Genomic DNA, 17,144 nt, shown 5'->3' with positions numbered 1-17,144 from the left:
GAGAATCGCTCAGAGATTATGCCCGGTCTCGTCGAAGTTGATAAGCGGCGTCGGAGTCTCAAACAGACATGGCGTCGACATTCGCCGATGGACGCGGCACCGCTAACCGCTGTCGAGGGGCGGCCCACGCCAAGTTTTGCAGGGAGTAGATCGGACACTCCACCCTTGCCCGACTCGGACAAGGTGATTCCGTGAGCGATGCACCGGAAAATATTCGCGAGCGAGAGAGATTATCTGTCGCGCCGGACGCGCCCCAAGGCAAGTTGCAGGGCTCCCCGCTCACGTCTGAAGGTCCCAGAGCCAAATAGCGCAGTGGACAAAACGGTAAAAATATGAATCCCGGCTACATTCCTGCTCTTGCTGCTTTTGGTGGGTCAGCCGTCGGCGGCTTGACGTCTCTTGTGGCCACTTGGGTCACGCAGCGCCGTAGAGATAGCGTGCGAAGGCTGGCCCAAGAGAAGACCAGAAGGCAGAAACTATACAGGCAATTCATCGAGGAGGCGTCAAAGTTGTATGCCGATGCGCTTGTGCATAACAACTCGGAGGTTTCGGCACTCGTAAATATGTATGCACTAATTGGCAGAATGCGCATTCTATCTAGCGATGCAGTAATCGAAGGCGCAGAAGCCGTAGCTCGAATGATAGTCGATACATATCTTTCGCCGAACAAAACGTTTCCTGAATTGCGAGAGTTGATCGGCAGTCACGCGACAGACCCCCTAAGGAGTTTTAGCCAAGTCTGCCGTGAAGAATTAAGCGCTCTTGGACGTGGCTAGAACCGCGCGACCCTCGGATCATTGCGCGAGTCTCATATTAGCAAGCCTTTGCAAGACTTAACCTGACGCGTGGTGCGATTGGTCGTATGGGACCGTGGTGGAGTGCTCTCTCGCATCATGCGCGATCATCATGACGTAGCTGACCGTGAGTAGAGCATCGTGCGAAGAGATGCATGCGCATGGTGCGCACATTAATGTTGGTCATTCCCCCTCTCTTGCTGCTATCAACGGCGGCCGCGCTTGGTGCGTCACAATGCGGTCAAGCGACAGTTGTCTCCTCCCACTTGCGGCTGGTGCGCTCATCGCAAAACAGTGTAGGCAAGCCGGCTACTGATGAGAGCTGCAGGTTAGACTTCAAGCAATTCATCGAGGCGGTGACAGCTCGTCAGGCGGTCGCCGACTGCCCAAATGACGTCGAGCGTCAACGAGCCCTTGAAGTGCTCGATGCAGAAATTCAAATATTCAACGACCGCATAGCGGATAGGTGCGGGCAATGACGCGCAGCCGATCTTTGCAATCGTTCATGACACCTTCGATTGCCGTGGCGCAGCAAGTTTGCTGGGTCCGCCGTTTGGAGGTCAGTTTCTCGATCTCACAGTGAAGGATGATTGGCCCTTGATGCTGAGAAGCGGCGACGGCCGGTTTGAATAGAACATCAGCTCCTTCGCAAGCCCTCGTTGTGCAGCAATGTCGGGTGCACCCAGATGAAGCGCGCCCGGTTGGCCTCGGAAAGATTTGGAGAGATTTGGCATCCTTGATTCAATCTTCGGCGCCTCCGGACGTAATCATTGGCCGTCTGCTCCATGCAGAAGTGAGCAGAGGGTTTGAATAACGGGTCCGCGCATGTCCGCTTGACGACCAATCTGGTCTGGCCATGGTTTCGAGGAGGTATCTCGTGAGAGCCGCACTTGGGTTTGGCCGATTGCTAAAGGTGGTGTCGTTGTGCGGCGCTACGACGCTCGGCGGGTGTAATTTGACCGTCCTGGACCCTCAAGGGCAGATCGGGGTGGAGGAGCGCTCCATCATCGTTCTAGCGACCTGGCTGATGCTTATTGTCGTCGTTCCGGTTATTGCGATGACATTCGCGTTCGCCTGGAAATACCGCGCCTCCAATGCCGCTGCGCAGTACTTGCCCGACTGGGATAGTTCTCACAAAGTGGCGGCATTCATGGTCTTGGTTCCATGTACGATTGTCGCGATCCTCGCGATCCTCACGTGGCGCACCACCCACGAACTCGATCCCTACCGGCCAATTGCCTCTGATGTTGAGCCAATCGACATCGAGGTCGTCGCCCTGGATTGGAAGTGGCTATTCATTTACCCGGACCAGAAAATCGCGACAGTCAACGAGATCGCGTTCCCCACCAATGTGCCCGTGAATTTCCGAATTACATCGGCCTCGGTAATGAATTCCTTCTTCATCCCACAGCTCGGGGGGCAAATTTATGCAATGTCTGGAATGCAAACAAAACTTAGCCTAATCGCAAATCGGACAGGAGTCTTTGACGGCTTTTCCGCGAACTACAGCGGCGGCGGTTTCTCCGATATGAAGTTCAAAGCGATCGCTATGACGGATCAGGAGTTCGCTGACTGGACAGCAAAGGTGAAGAAGTCATCAAGCCGATTGAGTTCCGAAGCCTATAAGAAATTGGCTATGCCGAGTGAAAAGAATCCGGTCGAATACTTCTCAGCTTTCGATAGTCAGCTCTACCAGGGGGTTCTTCGCGAAACGCGGGGAGAAGTCGCGCCATTTTGCGCAGCGAGCGAGGAGTAGAAGATGCTTGGTAAGCTCACTCTTGCCGCGGTTCCGTTCGACCAGCCAATCATTATGGGGGCATTCGGGTTCATGGGCCTGATTGCCCTGTCGGTCGTCGGTGCGCTCACCTATCGTCGAAAATGGAAGTGGCTGTGGACGGAATGGCTGACGACCGTCGATCATAAGAAGATCGGCGTGATGTACATCATGCTGGCCGTCGTAATGCTACTGCGTGGTTTCTCCGATGCCATTATGATGCGAACCCAGCTCGCGGTCGCGTCGGGAGGGTCACCCGGTTATCTCCCGCCCGAACATTATGACCAGATCTTCACCGCCCACGGCGCCATCATGATCTTCTTCATGGCGATGCCGTTCGTGATCGGCTTGATGAACGTTGTTGTGCCATTGCAGATCGGGGCGCGGGATGTAGCGTTTCCGTTCCTCAATTCACTCAGCTTCTGGCTCACCGTGGCGGGCTTCGGACTGGTCAACCTGTCGCTTGGAATTGGTGAATTCGCGCGGACCGGTTGGCTGGCGTATCCACCCTTGTCGGAGCTTAAATACAGTCCTGGGGTCGGCGTCGATTACTATATTTGGAGCCTACAGATTTCCGGGGTCGGAACGACGCTGGCTGGGGTCAATTTCATCGCGACTATCCTGAAAAACCGCGCCCCCGGGATGACGCTGATGAGGATGCCGATCTTCACGTGGACGGCTTTCTGCAGCAACATCATGATTGTCGCTGCCTTCCCAGTTTTGACCGTCACGCTCGCTCTGCTCGGCCTTGACCGTTATCTCGGTACGCACTTCTTCACCAACGACCTTGGTGGCAACCCGATGATGTACGTCAACCTGATTTGGGCATGGGGGCACCCAGAGGTTTACATTCTCGCCTTACCGGCCTTCGGCATCTTCTCTGAGATTATCGCGACGTTCTCCAGCAAGCGGCTATTCGGCTACGGCCCAATGGTCTTCGCGACCATGGCAATCGCGGTGCTGGGCTTCGTGACGTGGCTCCATCATTTTTTCACCATGGGAGCCGGGGCGGATGTGAACGCCTTCTTCGGTATCACCACGATGATCATCTCGATTCCGACAGGTGTAAAAGTCTTCAACTGGCTGTTCACGATGTATCGTGGCCGGGTTCGGTTCCCGTCGCCGGTGCTGTGGACGCTCGGATTCATCGTTACGTTCGTGATTGGTGGGATGACGGGCGTCTTGATGGCTGTTCCGCCGGCTGATTTCGTCTTGCACAACAGCCTGTTCCTGGTCGCCCACTTCCACAACGTGATCATCGGTGGAGTGTTGTTTGGCTACCTGGCGGGATTGACGTACTGGTTTCCAAAAGCATTCGGGTTCACGCTCAACGAAACGCTTGGTAGATGCTCGTTCTGGTGCTGGCTGGTTGGATTTTATCTGGCGTTCATGCCGCTCTACATCCTTGGCCTAATGGGCATGACGCGCCGTCTCAATCACTACGATAATCCCGCCTGGCAACCCTACCTCATTGTGGCAGCAGTCGGTGCCGTCGTTATTCTATTCGGAATTCTCTTTTTCCTGCTGCAGATCGTCGTCAGTGTCGTGCAGCGTGAGAAGAACCGCGACGTGACCGGCGACCCATGGGGAGGCCGGACGCTGGAGTGGTCGACCTCGTCACCGCCGCCGTTCTACAATTTTGCGACGACGCCGGTGGTCAATGGTCGCGACGCCTTCTGGGAGATGAAATCGGTAGGGCAAGCGCGACCGACGATGGCCGTCAGGCGAATTCACATGCCCCATAACACCGGCACCGGTCCGATCGTAGGTGCGTTTAGCCTGATTCTGGGTTTCGCTCTGGTATGGCATATCTGGTGGATTGCCCTGCTAGGTGTCCTGGGCATTGTCATTTCAATCATCGTCCACTCGTTCGACGAAAACAGGGCTTTCTACGTCCCCGCAGAAGACGTTGCTCGTATTGAGCGAACCACCTCGCTACGCCTCGCACAGGTCTAAGTCATGTCAACCGACGTTTTGACGATTGAAACCGTTGTCGCTCGTGGTGCTTCGGCGTCTCAGCCCGCAAATATGGAGGAGGCTGAGCACATTGAGACCGGATCCACAACGGTATTGGGGTTCTGGATCTATCTCATGAGCGACTGCCTGTTGTTCGCGGCACTTTTTGCGACATATGCGGTCCTTGCGGGTGAGTCCGCCGGCGGCCCGACGGGGCGGAATTTGTTCTCGCTGCCGTATGTTTTGACCGAGACGGTATGTCTGCTGCTCAGCAGCTTCACCTACGGCATGGCCATGCTGGCATTGAATAGAGGAGCGCGCGTTGGCGTGCTGCGGTGGCTGGCCATCACGGCTCTGTTAGGGCTGTGCTTCATCGCGATGGAGATAAGCGAGTTCCATCGGATGATCGGTGAGGGGGCAGGTCCGGATCGAAGCGCTTTTCTCTCGTCCTTCTTCGCCCTTGTCGGGACGCATGGTCTTCACGTCACCAGCGGTCTGATCTGGATGGCTGTAATGATTGCCCAGGTCGCCTTGCGGGGCCTGAGCGCGACCAACCGCACGAGGTTGATATGCCTGAGCTTGTTCTGGCACTTTCTAGACATCGTTTGGATCGGCGTATTCAGCGTCGTCTATTTGACGGGGAGCATGTGAATGAGAACTACCCACATCTCCGGTGACGGTGTCGGGCGCGGCAGTCTTGTAACCTACTCCTCGGGACTTATCCTGGCACTCGTTCTGACGGCAGTCCCGTTTTGGATGGTCATGAGCGGGGCCGCGCCCGCGTCGGCAGTATTGGCGGGCGTTGCGGCGACAGCAATGGTGCAGATTGTGGTGCACCTTGTTTTCTTTTTGCACGTGAACGGGTCCTCGGGACAACGCTGGAACCTGATGGCATTTCTATTCGCAGTCCTCATGGTTGTTATCCTGGTCGGCGGTTCGTTCTGGATCATGAACCACCTGAACCACAACATGATGCCGATGATGATTGGATGAACGCTCATGACGGAGTGCCTGAGCGAAGGCGACCGCCATGTTGCCTCCAATACGGGGCGTTGATCTCATGCACGTAAGTCGTTCAATTCCGGTTCGGAGGAGCACTGCCAAGATCGAGGACTATCTCGCGCTGATGAAGCCGCGTGTTATGTCACTGGTCGTCTTTACTGCGTTCGTTGGAATCGCGATCGCGCCTGGTCATATTGATCCGTTTTCGGGTGTCTTTGCTGTTTTTTGCATCGCTGTCGGCGCCGGTGCCGCCGGCTCGCTCAATATGTGGTACGATTTCGATATCGATGCGATGATGGCCCGCACCGTCGCGCGTCCCATTCCCAGTGGCCGAGTCGCGCGCTCCGAAGCGCTGATCTTCGGGTTGGTGCTAGGTACGCTCGCAGTCCTTGCACTCAGTATTGGGCTGAATGTCGCTGCGGGGGCGTTGCTTGCCTTCACAATCTTCTTTTATGCCGTAATCTATACGATCTGGTTGAAGCGGCGAACCCCATACAACATTGTCATTGGAGGGGCAGCCGGGGCACTTCCCCCGGTCGTCGGCTGGGTAGCATCCGCCGGTGCGATCGGAATCGAGCCACTCATACTCTTCCTGATCATTTTTCTTTGGACGCCGCCCCACTTTTGGGCGTTATCGCTCAACCACATGGGTGATTACTCGCGGGCTGGAATTCCAATGCTGCCGGTCGTGGCCGGCAAGGCCGAAACCAAGCGGCAGATCCTGATCTATACCGTCCTGCTCATGCCAACCTCGCTACTCCGGTGGTTCTTGGGCTTCGCTGGCCCAACCTACGGCGTGGCTGCGGCAATTCTTGGAGCAGCGATGATCCTGGCCGCATTCAAATTGCGCCAGAGCGATGACGAAGAACGGCGCCCCGCTCGTCGCCTGTTCGTGCTTTCAGTGCTCTACCTGGGATCTCTCTTCGCAGCGCTAGTGGTCGATGCCGCGCTGCGTGTTCAATCTCCTTAGGCAACACGCATTGCTTCGTTTGGAGAAGTTCTTGTCAAACCAATGATCTGCTTGCGTAAAAAAGTGGGGTTCGATGGTTGGGAAGGTGAATGTAAGTCCGGCGAGGGCTGACAACCAAGACGGTTATGAACCAAGTGGAGTCAGACATGGACACGCCGACCTCTGGCGAGGAGATTCAGAGTACGTCCGACGCAACGCATGACGGACAGGACAAAAACACGCGCACGGCGACACGTGGCCCTTCCATTATCGTCGGTACCGTTGCAGCTATTGTTGTGGCGTTATCCGTCTTCTATCTCCTCCGGCCAGAACCGCTGCTCGTACAGGGTGAGGTCGATGCAACACGCCTCGATATAGCCGCGCGCGTCGACGGACGGGTCAAGGAAATTCCCGTCAACCGCGGCCAGAACGTTCCCGCGGGAGCGGTGCTCGTAAAGATCGATAATCCCGAGACGCTGGCCAAACACGACCAAATGAAAGCGGCGATGGCTGTGGCCGAGGCACAGCTTGCCAATGTGCTGGTCGGAACGCGGGCGGAAGTCATCGCCGCGCGGAAGGCGGAGCTGGAGCGTGGCCAGGCAGCGCTGGTGCTGGCGCAGAAAACCTTCGATCGAACCAATACATTGACCGGGCAAGGTAACGCACCGCAAGCCCGCCTCGACCAGGTGACCGATGCGCTGCATGAAACCGAGCGCGCGGTCGATCAGGCCAAATCGGCCTACGACCAGGCCGTCAACGGCTACACCAGGGAAGAGCGGGCGATTGCCGGGGCCAACGTCGAAAAGGCCAATGCCGATATCCAGAGCGTTCAATCGATCATCGATCAGTTGCAGGTCTATGCTCCCGTCGCCTCACAGGTCTATCAGCGCAACGTCGAGCCGGGCGAGTATGTATCGCCGGGCGTACCGCTGGTTACCTTGATCGATCTGGCCGACGTCTGGATTCATTTCGATCTGCGCGAGGATCTCGTTAGGGGATTGAAGGTCGGCGATCGGTTCGATGTCCGCATTCCGGCCCTTGCTGACCGCCGCGTCACGGTCGAGGTCAAGCTTGTTGCAACCAAGGGCGAATATGCGAGCTGGCGGGCCACGCGCGCCACTGGCGATTTCGACTTGCGGACGTTTTCGATTCGCGCCTACCCGGTCCAGCCGGTGCCGGAGTTGCGACCGGGGATGAGCGCCTATCTCGACTGGCGGTCCCGGCAATGAGGCCGGCGTCAAAACCCGGTTTCTGGCGGGTCGCGCAGCGCGAATGCCGCTGGCTGTTCGGCGATCGCGTGGCGCTGATTTTGATCTTCGGCGTGCCGCTGTTTGCGTTCGTGGTTCTCACAACCGTTTTCAGCCATCCGGTCATACGGGGGCTCGGGGTGACGGTCGTCGACGAGGACAACTCTGACGCTTCGCGGGCCCTGGTGGAATACGTCGCGGCCTCGCCGAGTCTTGCGATCGTCAACCGCTCCGGCACGCTGTCGACGGCGGTGCAGGACATCCGGTCGGGCAAGGCGATCTCGGCCATCCATATCCCGCCGGATTTCGAACGCGATTTGAAGGCCCAGCGCCGTCCGCAGGTCGTCGGGTTCTATAACCAGCAGTTCCTGACGGCGGCAGGCATTGCGTCTTCGGGACTGAGCGATGCGCTTTCCGCCGCGGCAGCCGTGGCCGCCCCCGCCAAGCGGGCCGCCCCCGCACCGGCTTCCATGGGAACGCTCGCCGCCGAGACCATCGCGCTTGTCAATCCGCAAAAGAATTACGCGCAGTTCTTGCTCCGTGCGTTGCTGCCAACGATCATCCATGTGGTGATCACGCTCGCTGCAGGCTATTCCGTCGGCTCCGAATTCCGCCGTCGCGATGCGCGGGCCTGGCTCGAAAGTGCCGGTGGCGATCCGGTCATAGCCCTGGTCGGCAAGCTCGCGCCGCTGTTCGGCATCTTCTTCCTGATCATGTTGGCCGAGCCGCTCTTCCTGGAAGGCGTGCTGCAAATCCCCTTCAAGGGAGACCTGCCGTTGATGGTCGCCGCCGGCTCCCTCCTGATTATTGCCTATTTGTCGGTGGGCGCCTTGCTGCAGCTCCTGGTCCGCGACTTGCCGACGGGGCTCGGACTTGCGGGCCTCTTCGCTTCCCCTGCATTCGGCTACGCCGGCGTCGGCTTTCCCACGGTCGGCATGAATGCCTTTGCACAAGTCTGGAGCGCGATCCTGCCGCTGCGCTGGTACATGGCCGTCTTGCTGGGACAAGCGGCGCGGGGATTGCCGGTCTCGGAAGCCGCCGTTCCCTTCGCGGCGCTCGCCGGCCTGACGATACTGTTTGCCGGCTTAGCATTGCTGCGTATGGCGAGCCTCAAGCGCAGGGGCTGGTTTGAGATGGCGCAACCTGCCGAGCAACCCGAGATCGACCGCTCGCCGCGAGGCATCGGCGGCGCCTTCATGGCGGAGTGGCGGCGCGTGCTCGAAACCCGAAGCGCCTTCAGCGTGCTGTTCCTGGCTCCCCTGGTTTACGGCATTTATTATCCGCAACCCTATCTGAACCAGATCCTTCGCAAGCTTCCCATCGCGGTCGTGGACAACGATCTGAGCGATCTCAGCCGCCGGATGGTCGAGACACTCGACGCGAGCGGCGCATTGAGCGTTGCGGTTCGCGCACGGACACTTGCCGAAGCGCGTACGGAAATCGATCGTGGGAAGGCCTTTGCCGCCGTCGAAATCCCGGCAGGCACCGAGCGCGACGTGCTCAAGGGCATCACCGCTCACATTCCCGTCTACGCCGATGCCACCTACCTTTTCATATTCAGGTCGACCGCAAGCGGGGTCGCCACGGCGGTCGGGGCATTGACGTCCGAGCTCGTTTCGCGAGGCGCGCGCTCGGACGGAAGCCTCGTCAAGGCGAAATTGGCGAGCCAGAGCCCGGCCGATGTTCTGCTGCAGCCGATCTTCAACCCGGTGGGCGGCTATGCGAGCTACGTCGTTCCGGCGGCGTTTGTGCTGATCCTGCAGCAAACGCTCCTGATCGGCGCGGCGATGTTGACCGGCACTGCGCTTGCGAGCGGCAGCGGAGCGTTTGCCGGCGTGCTCGGCCGTGGCGTCGCCCATCTGACCCTCTACCTTCCAGCGCTCGCGCTTTATCTCGTCGTGCTGCCGCGGATCTACGGCTTCTCGACGCTCGGGCACCTTCCACAAATCTTCGCGCTCGCGACCGTTTTTTTGCTGGCGACGAGCTTTATGGGACAGGCCATCGGAGCCTGGTTCACACGGCCGGAAAACGCGACCCTCCTCCTGCTGGCCACCAGCCTGCCGCAGTTCTTCACCGCCGGCTTCGCATGGCCACGCGAAGCAATTCCCGAGGCGGCCACCGCGCTCGGTCGGCTGTTCCCCGCTGACTCCGCGATCGACGGCCTCGTGCGCATCAACCAGCTGGGTGCCAGCATCTGGGAGGTCGCGCATGATTGGCTCGGACTGTGGTGTCTGGCGCTGGGCTATTTCGCGCTCGCGGTGATCTCGGCGTTTGCCGTCAGGAAAGGACAGAGACATGGGCAAAGCTAGGCTTGCCGCCATGGCGATCCCGCTCGTGCTCGTCGCGGGCATCCTGATCTATTCTGCGCGTCGTTCCGGATCTCCGGTCATACTCGCTGGCGTTGTCCGAGCGACGGAAGTCAGGGTTGAGCCGGAGGTGAACGGCCAACTCGTGTCGATTGCGGTCGAGAAAGGCGCCCACGTACGCACGGGCGATGTGCTGGCGCGGCTTTCCGCGGTTGAATTGACGGCACAGGCAGACCAGGCGCGTGCCGCGCTGGCATCGGCAACCGCGAACCGCAACAACGTCTATGCCGGCGTCCGCCGCGAGCAGGTCGACTCGCTGAAAGCTGCCATCGCCAAAGCAGGCGCCCGCCTTGACTACGTGCAGGCCCAGCTCACAAGAACCAGCACGCTGGCACGCCAGAGCTTCGAGTCCCAGCAGTCGCTTGACCAGGCCGAAAACGAGGTCGCCAGCGCACGTGCCGACGTGTCGGGGGCCCAAGCGACTTACGATGCGGCAGCAGCAGGCCCGACCCGGGAGGAGCGCGTGATCGCCGACGCGCAGGTGCAGGCCGCGGCCGCTGCGGTCGTGGTGCTCGAGCGCCGTCTTGACAAGATGGTCTTGCGTGCTCCGGCCGACGGTGTGGTCAGCGTCATCGCCGCGGAGGTCGGCGAGAATGTTCGCGCCGGCCAACCGATCTTGATGGTCGAGGCGGCGGACAGGCGATGGCTTTCGTTCAATGTGCGCGAAGATCATCTCAACCGTCTGTCGATGGGACAAACGGCGAGCGTGATGCGGAACGGCGCTGATGGCGCGATCAAAGCCGGCATCACCGAACTGCGGCCGCTCGGAACGTTCGCCACCTGGCAGGCCGAGCGGGTCATTGGAGATCATGACCGCAACACGCTTCGCTTGCGTCTAGACGTCGAGGGGGATCCGGCAAACTTTGAACCGGGCATGACCGTTTGGATCGAGAACTAGCGAAGACGGGGCCTTCGAGTCGCTTCTGCGATCCAAGTATCAATCAGTGCAAATCCGACCCTCGTCGGCATCCAGACTTTTTTCTGTTTGCGTATGAACGGCAGCTTTGCGCCAAAAGTGTCCGTTTCGAACGAACCGAGTTTTAATCCTAAGCCAGACGTTTCTTCCCCTTCCTGCTCGCCAGCTCGATATCTGTCCCACGGCCGCTCTCGCCGACTTTCATTCGATCATCCGGCCGCCGCTCGGCATTCCTGACCGCCAAGTCACGTTTCTCTCGCGTCCCAGCCGGGGCTTTGCTCAAATTTCCTAAGATTTGCAATGGTTAGCTTTGGAAATCGTGACAACAATTTAGAGTTCGATCGTGGGCACGAAGGATACAGCAACCCGCAGGGTCACAGTTCGTCTCAGCGGAAACGCCAGTCCCAAGACGTTAGCCTGCGCGCGCTTCGTCTGCTCGCCGGCAATCGTCGCAGTCGACTTTTCGGTTGCGACGGCTCGCCGCCTCGTATCGCGCGCCGCGATCGCGACCCCAAGGTCCGCCTCGGCTTGTTCGACGGCCAGTCGATAGGGCTCGGGATCAATACGAAACAGAAGGTCGCCCTTTGAAACCTTGGCATTCTCCGTAACGAGTATCTCGATGATCTTTCCGCCGACCGGGGAGGCGACGTGAACCACGTCTGCATCGATCGTGGCATCGTCCGAAGAAGGATGAATTGAGCTTATATGTTCGGCGTAGAGTCCAGCGGCGACACCAACGGCGATGATCGCAAGCGAGATGATCTTGCCGAGAGGCGCTCGATGGTGCTTGCCTGCGGACTTCACGTTCACCGACCGAACCAGAAGAGCCAGGCGAGCGTCCCAACAACCAATCCGGCGGATACGCATACGAAGAGCCGAAATGGAAGGATGCCATCGATCCCGATAGCGACGCGGGCAACGATGGCCCCGATTATTCCAACCAAGGCGCTAAACATCCATGCAGGAAAGTATGCGCCGAACAACTCGTAGGACGGCGCGCCAACGCATCCGGCGAGGGACATTGATCCTGCGATGATCGGAATAACGGTTACGAAGCTCGGCAGTGTTGCCGCTTCGAAGATCAAGATGTGGTTTTCTGGCTGGCAATCTTCTTTCCCTTCGAGGCCGGGCCGCGACGCAGCCACTCCGGGTCGAGCGGGGGCTTTCAGCGCGAGGACCTTTGGCTCCAAGGCTTTTCCTTCGGGTCACGACCTCTACCTCTGCTTAGCCAAAAATCAGTTGCGCTGTGCTCAATTTTTGGCCGCCGGGATTTCATTGAGTGCGCCACCTACCTGCCCACCTTTCCGACGACTATGGTTCGGCGTGATATGAAGAGCGGGTGTCACCGCCTTGGTTTCGGGCATCCCTGTACTCCGAACCCTGGTAACACCGCATCGGCGCCGGCCCGTTCGGCACGCCGCGTCAGCTCGATGGCCTGGCTGGTGGAATTAGACCCGCGCCAGCAATAACGCGAATACGACCATCCGCGACGTCGACGGCAGTCCGGATGAGGCTGTCATGTTCAGCGGGCGTCAGTGTCGACGCTTCGCCCGCGGTTTCACCGACAACGATCGCTGAGACGCCGGCATCGATCTGACGCTCACACAGCGTTGTGAATGCTGTGAGATCGATCCTGATCATCCAACGGTGTGGGAATATCGGGTATGTAGCCCGCCAGCCAGGTAACGGGATTTAGAAAGGGTTTCACTTGAATTCAGGGCTCGGTCACGCGCTGCGCCGGGAGCCCGTGGCCGGGAGGGCGAGCTTGCCGGCCATGTCGAGTTCGATGAGTGGCAATTCGATGATGGTCTCGGGGTGATGGCCATTCTCGAACAAGGCATATTTGACGGCTTGCGCACGATTGACGAACAAGCCGCCATAGAGACCGTTCTGTTCCTGGGCGACCCAGTTGCCGCAGCAGTTCCTGCCGATGAAGACGATGGTGGATGCGGTGCTGCGCGATGGAGGTTCGACGAGCTTCACGTTAGTAATCCTTCCGAATGAAGAGCCAAAGCGCTCCCGGCGCGACCGACCGTTCCGTCGCTGAGGTTCGTTCCATTTGCGAATGTTCGGATGGTTTTGGTCGGCAGGAGGCAACTTGACTCATGCGCCCAATATCTTTCCGACCGGATATGAATTCGAGGGCGACCCGGCTGTGATCTCATAAAGGCGGCATAGGTTTGCGTGCGAGCCTTGAGCGAACGAGGTAGATCCTCGCAAAAAGAGCCCCGGGCGATGCCCGGGGCTCAGAGGTTCTCCTGGGGATAGGAGGGGAGAAGTTAGTATTTCGCGACCACCGGTGATTCCAAGTGGAATTTGTAGTTAATGCCGACCAACGCAGTTTGGGCTCGCTGACTCACGTTGACGACCTCGCCGGGCGGAAGATGAATTCGCCGGCATCGACGGGGAGGATCACTTCAGCCCGGCGGATCCGATAGCGCTTGTCCCTGCCGATGCCGGACAGACATTGCGGATTGAGCGACTGTTGAATCCGCTCTGCCTTGCCACTCCCGTAACGCGAGCGAATGGTCCGGTTTAGATCGCGGTCAGCGACCAGCGTAACGAAGAAATTGGCAGCTTCGCGGTCGTCCGTAACGGATACGTCAAGATGGTTCACGTGGTTTCGTATGTCTACAATGATCGCCGCGAGTTCCGGACGGCGGTCGGGTAACGCCTTGCTGACCATGAAGATGCGGACCGGTTCATCGAACTTGCGTACGCGGTCGGCCGAAGCACCGAGCTGCAACTCGGCGTTCAACGCAATCTTTAAAAAGCCGTCCCTGATTTCGTCATTGGTAAAATCGGTGCGCAAAGCGGACGTTCGGCTGGCCTAAGTCCACTCATCGAGGTGCCGGCGCGCGCATCTAAGATCGACGGTATCGAAGCCTTCCGAAAATCGGGCATAGACTGTACTCAGAAGCTCCCGGCCCTCGCGGGTGCGGCCTTGAGCATGGCGCAGCCGCCCAAGCATCATCGAAGTGCGCAATTCCCAAGATAGGGCGCCGTGACGGCGAGCTACGTCCAACGACCGGCGCAGATATCCTTCCGCCGCGCTTGTGTCCGGAGTATCCGAGGACAGCAGGACTTCCCCCTTGATCCGTATCGCTTCGGGCATCCACCAGAATGCGTTGGCGCGCTCGGCACGCTGCAGTGCCTTGTCGGCCGCGGCGAGGCCTTCGTCAAGCCGCCGCATCATCGCTAGAACCTGAGCTAGACTGCTCAGAAAAAACGTGTACTGCAGATCCGTGCACCCGTCGAGAGAGGCACGCAGCTGCCGCTCTGCCGCCGACAGATCGCCTCGCGCCGCGAACAACAGCCCTTCGAATCCGAGACCGTTTGCAAAGAAGTTGCTTGAAGCCTGCTTTTCGGCGCAATCCTTGAGCCAGGCGATGCAGCGTTCCGCGGTTTCCATGTCTCCGAGCCGGAGAGGAATCATGCATCCACACCAGCTGAGCGCCATGCACACCGAGAGAGGATGGGCCCCGGTTTGAGCATCGGCTACGAGCTCCCGAGCGGCTTTGGCCGATTGATCGAGCCACCCTAGTGTCCAAAGCGAGTGCGCCTCGACGCAGCGGACATAGAACGAATGGTCCATGCCGGAGCGCACGAGATGAGCGCGCCGTACCTCGGGTGTAGCCCGCCGCTGCGCCCTTCGACTGTAGACCAGCGCCTCGGCGTGCTCGCCAAGGAAACTGAGCGATACGCAGAGCAACCATTCTGCGGTGGAGAGATTCACCGGATCGGGGTCGCCCATCACGATCGCCTCCGCTCGGCGACCAAGAGCAAGCGCGCCCTGGAAGTCTTCGCGGCGATGGCAGAAACTGGCCAAGCCGCTGATTGCTCGCAATTGATACTCCGGGTCGCCGACGCTTTCGGCAAGCTCTCTCGCCTTTGAGAGCGCAGCATGTGCTCTGTCGCTAACCCCCTCCGTGAACATCACCGAGAAGCCGAGCGACGTTTGCAACACCATTTCAAGGCGCGTTCCCCGGTCCGCGGCGTCAAGGCGGTCGACAGCTTTTTCCATCCAAGTCCGGCATTCCGCCAGCAACGACATCTCGAACCAGATCGTCGCCGAGGCCGCGGCCAGCGCGACTCCGATGGATCCGTCGCCCTCCGGCGCGAACGCCCATCTGAGAGCGCAGCGAATGTTGTCGAGTTCGGGCGCTAATGGCGCCGAGAGGCCAATCCGCGCTGAGACGCGGCTCGTCGCTTCCACCAGATCACGGTAGTAGATTGCGTGACGTCGGCTGAGTGTATCGGCCTCGCCGCTCTGCTGGAGCATTGCTAGGGCATAAGCCCGCGTCGTCTCGAGTAGACGGAAGCGGACGTGTTCGCCGACCATCTCGGCGACCACCAGCGACTTCATCACAAGGCTCGCGATGCGATCCGCGATCTCCGGCGCCGCATCGTCAGCGCCCGCGGCCGCACCGGAAGCCTCCAGAGTGAAGCCCCCCACGAAGATCGCCAGGCGTCTGAAGAGCGTTTTCTCTTCCTCATCGAGGAGCTGGTAGCTCCAGTCGAGCGTGGCCTTGATCGTTCGATGCCGCGGGAGAGCTGTACGATGGCCGCCAGTCAAAAGCCGCAGCCGATCCTGCAAGAGCGCCGCAATACGCTGGACGCCGAAAGCGCCGACGCGTGCGGCAGCGAACTCGATCGCCAGCGGAATACCATCAAGGTCTCGACAGATCTCCGCGACGCTCGGCGCATCACCGTCGTTTAGTTCGAATTCATTCGCCGCGGCGGCGGCCCGCTCGACAAAGAGTTGAGTAGCCGGAAAATTGAATACCTCGGCAGCGCTGAGGCGCCCTGAAGCGGGCGGGCTCTCTAGTCCGGAGAGACGGTATGCGCGTTCACCTTCGACGCGCAAGACTTCGCGGCTGGTCGCGAGGATTTGCACGCCGCGCGACCCCTTCAATATTCCGGTGGCGAGTGCGGCCGCAGCCTCGATGACGTGCTCGCAATTATCAAGCAAAAGCAGCATCTGTTTGTCCCGCAGGGCGACAATCAGGCTGGGAACCGGGTTTTCAGACCGAATCTCAAGCTTCAGCGCCGCGGCCAACGCTGTCGGGACGAGGTGAGGGTCGGTAATCGGCGCTAGATCGATCAGCCAGACCCCGTGCTCGTAGGTGCCGATCAGCCGCTCGGCTATAACGAGCGCGACGGCGGTCTTTCCGATGCCACCCGGTCCGACGATGGTAAGCAGACGCTGTATCGACAGTCGCTCCATCAGGCTGTCAATGATCTCGTGCCGGCCGATCAGGCGGGTCAGCTGGGCCGGCAGATTGTGCTGCTCGTTGGATGTCGCAAGGTACGACGCTGGACGTTGAGGCTCGTCTACCAACCCCACGGGAGCTACGAAGCGGTAGCCTCGACCAGGAACGTTGATGAGATAACGCGTCCCACCGCGCCCGTCGCCCAGAACTCGACGCAAACCTGCGACATGGACTTTGAGATTACCCTCCTCGACAACAGTGTCTGGCCAGACAAGGGCCATAAGCTCGTGCTTAGTAACCGACTGGCCCGGGCGCTCCACCAGCGCGATCAGGATATCCAGAGCCCGGCTGCCGAGGCGTACCGGCCGATCGCCCTCCAGCAGCAGTCGCTGTGCCACGAGCAAACGAAAGGGACCGAAGCACAGGCTCTGGCCATGGGGAGAGCGGGTGGACGTCGTTACGAGGGAGCGCACATCGGCGTCCAAAGCCGTCGGCGAGACATTATGGCTGTTTCCGAGGGTGGGCTTCTGCTCCATAACGACCTCGGACAGTTCGTGGGAATGGCCGGCTGAGCTGTGGTGCCCCGCCAATCGCCATTGATCGATTAAACCTCCATCCGTTCCGAGGCGCCTAGCCGCGAGGGCCTCGGACGGACGTGGCGTGGACATCGCCGAACCGTCGTCTTTGATCCCTAGCCGAATGTCGATATTTTGGCAATGTCCGCTTTGCGCCGACGAGTTGAAGAAGCTCTTGTTGGACAATAGGTAATGGCTTCGGCCCTGTGCCTGCAAAACATCGTCGGACCTCCGATTCTGTACTGCTCCTATGGAGATCAAAAGATGTTGGCGGAGATCAAAAGATGTTGGTGGAGATTCGCGCGGGATGCTCTCGCTAGAGTCTGGCCTTCGTTGCTGACTCTCCGCATTT

At 59.4% G+C, this 17,144-nt stretch carries 14 protein-coding genes and 1 pseudogene; 9 read left to right on the top strand and 6 right to left on the bottom strand.

The features are described 5' to 3' along the window. Positions 1-949: 949 nt before the first annotated feature. From BLR13_RS40075 to BLR13_RS10925, 9 genes are all read left to right on the top strand, one after another. Positions 950-1,273, top strand: coding sequence for a hypothetical protein (locus BLR13_RS40075; RefSeq protein WP_143039753.1), 324 nt, complete (start codon positions 950-952; stop codon positions 1,271-1,273). A 398-nt stretch (positions 1,274-1,671) separates the two neighbouring features. Next, positions 1,672-2,550, top strand: coding sequence for a ubiquinol oxidase subunit II (cyoA, locus tag BLR13_RS10960; protein WP_433994263.1), 879 nt, complete (start codon positions 1,672-1,674; stop codon positions 2,548-2,550). A 3-nt stretch (positions 2,551-2,553) separates the two neighbouring features. Beyond that, positions 2,554-4,524 (top strand): cytochrome o ubiquinol oxidase subunit I, encoded by a 1,971-nt coding sequence (cyoB, locus tag BLR13_RS10955; protein WP_074824531.1) that lies wholly within the window; start codon positions 2,554-2,556, stop codon positions 4,522-4,524. A gap of 72 nt (positions 4,525-4,596) precedes the next feature. Then, a complete protein-coding gene (gene cyoC / locus BLR13_RS10950) occupies positions 4,597-5,175 on the top strand; it encodes a cytochrome o ubiquinol oxidase subunit III (protein WP_074824535.1) in 579 nt (192 codons plus the stop codon). Further along, positions 5,176-5,517, top strand: coding sequence for a cytochrome o ubiquinol oxidase subunit IV (gene cyoD / locus BLR13_RS10945; RefSeq protein WP_074824538.1), 342 nt, complete (start codon positions 5,176-5,178; stop codon positions 5,515-5,517). It begins immediately after the preceding gene. Positions 5,518-5,584: 67 nt separating this feature from the next. After that, a complete protein-coding gene (locus BLR13_RS10940) occupies positions 5,585-6,496 on the top strand; it encodes a heme o synthase (RefSeq protein ID WP_074831652.1) in 912 nt (303 codons plus the stop codon). Between the two features lie 146 nt (positions 6,497-6,642). Next, positions 6,643-7,704, top strand: a complete 1,062-nt coding sequence (locus tag BLR13_RS10935; RefSeq protein WP_079586417.1) for an HlyD family secretion protein — start codon at positions 6,643-6,645, stop codon at positions 7,702-7,704. Next, positions 7,701-10,031 (top strand): ABC transporter permease, encoded by a 2,331-nt coding sequence (locus tag BLR13_RS10930; protein ID WP_074824540.1) that lies wholly within the window; start codon positions 7,701-7,703, stop codon positions 10,029-10,031. The genes BLR13_RS10935 and BLR13_RS10930 overlap by 4 nt, the downstream gene beginning before the upstream one ends. A gap of 10 nt (positions 10,032-10,041) precedes the next feature. Next, entirely contained in the window at positions 10,042-10,986 is a 945-nt protein-coding gene (locus tag BLR13_RS10925; RefSeq protein WP_244525141.1) for an HlyD family secretion protein, read from the top strand. Positions 10,987-11,334: 348 nt separating this feature from the next. Here BLR13_RS10925 and BLR13_RS10920 read toward each other — a convergent pair whose 3' ends face one another. The 6 genes and pseudogenes from BLR13_RS10920 to BLR13_RS10895 all read right to left on the bottom strand — a co-directional run bounded on the left by BLR13_RS10920 (position 11,335) and on the right by BLR13_RS10895 (position 16,978). Then, positions 11,335-11,814 (bottom strand): biotin/lipoyl-binding protein, encoded by a 480-nt coding sequence (locus BLR13_RS10920; protein ID WP_074824545.1) that lies wholly within the window; start codon positions 11,812-11,814, stop codon positions 11,335-11,337. Beyond that, on the bottom strand, positions 11,811-12,194 hold the full coding sequence (locus BLR13_RS41655) for a hypothetical protein (RefSeq protein WP_244525140.1): 384 nt from the start codon (positions 12,192-12,194) through the stop codon (positions 11,811-11,813). Before BLR13_RS41655 ends, BLR13_RS10920 begins: the two co-directional genes overlap by 4 nt. A 194-nt stretch (positions 12,195-12,388) precedes the next feature. Next, positions 12,389-12,712 (bottom strand): annotated as a pseudogene (locus BLR13_RS10910) (dihydrodipicolinate synthase family protein); the annotation flags it as partial. 17 nt (positions 12,713-12,729) lie between these two features. After that, positions 12,730-12,987 (bottom strand): hypothetical protein, encoded by a 258-nt coding sequence (locus BLR13_RS10905; protein ID WP_074824552.1) that lies wholly within the window; start codon positions 12,985-12,987, stop codon positions 12,730-12,732. Between the two features lie 373 nt (positions 12,988-13,360). After that, entirely contained in the window at positions 13,361-13,816 is a 456-nt protein-coding gene (locus tag BLR13_RS10900) for a DUF2927 domain-containing protein (protein WP_074824555.1), read from the bottom strand. Positions 13,817-13,834: 18 nt separating this feature from the next. Then, a complete protein-coding gene (locus BLR13_RS10895) occupies positions 13,835-16,978 on the bottom strand; it encodes an ATP-binding protein (protein WP_143039754.1) in 3,144 nt (1,047 codons plus the stop codon). Positions 16,979-17,144 lie beyond the last annotated feature (166 nt).

It is taken from the genome of Bradyrhizobium ottawaense (assembly GCF_900099825.1).
GTDB classification, from domain to species: domain Bacteria; phylum Pseudomonadota; class Alphaproteobacteria; order Rhizobiales; family Xanthobacteraceae; genus Bradyrhizobium; species Bradyrhizobium ottawaense_A.
Note: the sequence above shows the minus strand (reverse complement) of the source record. Positions and strands in the feature narration are given on the sequence as shown.